Source organism: Bathymodiolus heckerae thiotrophic gill symbiont (genome assembly GCF_900128515.1).
In the GTDB taxonomy this organism is placed as follows: domain Bacteria; phylum Pseudomonadota; class Gammaproteobacteria; order PS1; family Pseudothioglobaceae; genus Thioglobus_A.
In genome coordinates this window covers 1-2,857 of record NZ_FQTP01000136.1, presented here as the reverse complement: position 1 = coordinate 2,857, position 2,857 = coordinate 1, and the positions used below count along the sequence as shown (strand labels likewise).

Sequence of the window (2,857 nt, the reverse complement as noted above, 5' to 3'; positions counted from 1 at the left end):
GTGCCCGCAACAAAAGACAAGTGCTTTTTATCAAAGTGGTTTTGATTGAAACCGGCTGCTTTATTTAAACGGCAATTGGATTTACGGCTAGATTTGTATTTTTTTGTTTTGAGCGAGAATTGCTGCTTCGCAAAGAGAAAGGTATAAATTATGATATGGCTTATGATACTATGTCGGATGTTAGTTACTTTGGAACCATGATGGTGCATTTAAATCATGCCGATGGCATGGTCTCCGGAGCGGTACATACTACCCAGCATACGATACGCCCCGCTTTTCAGATTATTAAAACAAAACCTGGTACATCTATAGTATCGAGCGTCTTTTTTATGTGCCTGGAAGATCGGGTGTTAGTTTATGGCGACTGTGCGATAAATCCTGATCCAGATGCACAACAATTAGCAGAAATTGCAGTGAGTGCAGTTGCGACTGCAAAGATGTATAATATATCACCTCGTGTCGCAATGCTGTCTTATTCCACGGGAAAATCAGGTAAGGGAAAGGCGGTGGATAAGGTACGTCAGGCAGTGGCTATAGCCAGAAAGGCACATCCTGAATTAAAGATAGAAGGTCCGATGCAATATGATGCGGCAGTCGATGCCAGTGTTGCGCGGACAAAATTACCTGATAGTGAGGTGGCGGGACAGGCAAATGTATTTATTTTTCCTGACCTTAATACCGGAAATAATACCTATAAAGCTGTGCAACGCTCTTCTGGTGCAGTGGCAATAGGACCGATTTTGCAAGGTTTGAATAAACCTGTAAATGATTTAAGTCGTGGCTGTACAGTGACCGATATTGTTAATACGGTTGTTATGACAGCTATACAATCACAATCTGAAAACTAAACTAAAAATAGAGGATATAAGCTATATGTTCCAATTATTACTTGATACGGCTGATATAAAAAAAATCGCTGAAATAAATGAATATCTTCCTGTACATGGGGTAACAACTAACCCGTCAATTATGGCAGGTGCTGGTACAGGCGTAAATTTTGTTTTACCAGCTATTGTGGAAGTTTTAGGTGAAGATACACAACTTTTTGTACAAGCATTAAGCACGACTGTTGATGGTATTGTAGAGGAAGCTAAAAAACTATCAGCTATGCCTTTCAAAAACATTACAGTGAAAATACCAACTACGCCTATTGGTCTGGCTGCAATGAAGAAATTACAACCCACAAATATACGCACTTTAGCGACAGCTATTTATACAGTACAACAAGGTTTTTTAGCAGCATTAAATGGTGCTGATTATATGTCTCCTTATTTAAATCGTATTGATACACTTAATAATGATGGTGTTGGTGTTTGTGTGGAGATTCAGAATCTTTTGAATCAGCATGAATTATCAACCATTCTTACACCAGCAAGCTTTAAAAATACGCAACAGGTAATGGACGTATTAGCTACAGGTTGTGGCGCGATTACATTGCCTGTTGATGTGATTGAGCAAATGGTTAATTTCCCTGCGGTTCAACCTGCGGTAGAGCAGTTTAATAAAGACTGGTCAGCTGCTTTTGGTGATAAACTGTCTTATAACAGCTAAGATTGTTATAACAACCGTCATACTGGATTTTGCCGGCCATGGAGGGCGGAGCGGTTGAATACCTAGAAGAAAAACCTCCGTTTCTCTTCGTTTACGTAGCGCAGGTCAACACATAGACTAATGGACTACTCATTTGGGTAAGCAATGTAAGGTGCAGCAGAACATGTTGCAACAAACATTCATGGTCAAATGGTATCTATGTTGTTGTTTAAGTTAGATACCCAAAACGACTGGTGCAATAAATGAACCTTGCCGCTATTAAAATGTATGAAAACAGATAAAAACATATCTATAAAAGTAAAATCAAAAACTGAACGTCGTATCATGGAAGAGCCAGAGCTCGAAATGATATCGGAATGGAATTTTAAAAAAATCGCTTATGCACTCATTGTGCTAATACTGTTTGTGATTCTTCCCGCTTATTATTTCAGTAGCCAGGATAATAGTGACCCAGAAAAAACACCTCCCATAGAGATGCAAGTTGTTAATCAAGCGACTGTTAAGCAAGGCTCTCTTGAAAAAACAGCATTAGAATCCTCATCAAAATCAGCTATTACAGAGCCTGAGCCTGTACAAGTAATCTCTTCAACAGTGGAAGCTGAAGAAACAGTCAGCGTTGTAGCGCAGGCACCGACCAAAGAAATCATTAGCACACAACCTACTGCTCAAATTACCGCAAAGCTGCCTACAGAGAAGATAGCTAAACAAAACGTGCAAGAAGAGCAGGTTATAGAGAGTGTTATTCAAAGCACAGATTTAAATCCTTATATAGCCCGTGCACAACTTGCACAGGGGGTTAATAAGCTAGAGCCTTATGGCAATATAGACTTACCTATTCTTGTTGATAGCAGTAAAGCATATGGCGTGACATATTTCACTGAAGTCATTAATATGCAAGGTGATACTGTTTTCCATGAATGGCTAAAAGAAGGTCACTCTGTTTATAAACGGAAAATTAATATCCGGGGTAATCGATGGCGAATTTCTACCAGTAAACTCTTTCCCTATAATTCTATAGGTCAGTGGCAAGTGCGCACTATTACCCAGCAAGGTAATATATTGCATAAAATCGATTTTTCTGTACAAAAAAGATAAATATAATAGTACCTAAATCCTGCAAGCATTATACACAATAAACATGAAAACCCCATATTAAACAATGATATAATATCAGTTTCTGTAACTTCTCATTATCCACCGGCAAATATTAAAAAGTTGCTTTACAATATATTCTATGAACTCGCCTAAACCTAAACTGCCAGAGATAAATGAAGAAGATCGCACACCGCTAGTGGATGTGTTATTG

2 protein-coding genes and 1 pseudogene are annotated in these 2,857 nt (G+C 38.6%); all 3 read left to right on the top strand.

The genetic code is table 11. The features are described from left to right. Window positions 1-125 precede the first annotated feature (125 nt). Window positions 126-848: pseudogene (pta, locus tag BTHERMOSOX_RS10175) on the top strand (phosphate acetyltransferase); the annotation flags it as partial. A gap of 25 nt (window positions 849-873) precedes the next feature. Next, entirely contained in the window at window positions 874-1,551 is a 678-nt protein-coding gene (locus tag BTHERMOSOX_RS10170; RefSeq protein ID WP_138121046.1) for a transaldolase family protein, read from the top strand. 267 nt (window positions 1,552-1,818) lie between these two features. Next, entirely contained in the window at window positions 1,819-2,646 is an 828-nt protein-coding gene (locus BTHERMOSOX_RS10165; RefSeq protein ID WP_138121045.1) for a DUF2914 domain-containing protein, read from the top strand. The last annotated feature ends 211 nt before the right edge of the window (window positions 2,647-2,857 follow it).

Bases quoted from the DNA above. Each gene is read 5' to 3' on its own strand.
- BTHERMOSOX_RS10170 (WP_138121046.1), top strand. From the start codon at position 874: ATGTTCCAATTATTACTTGATACGGCTGATATAAAAAAAATCGCTGAA.
- BTHERMOSOX_RS10165 (WP_138121045.1), top strand. From the start codon at position 1,819: ATGAAAACAGATAAAAACATATCTATAAAAGTAAAATCAAAAACTGAA.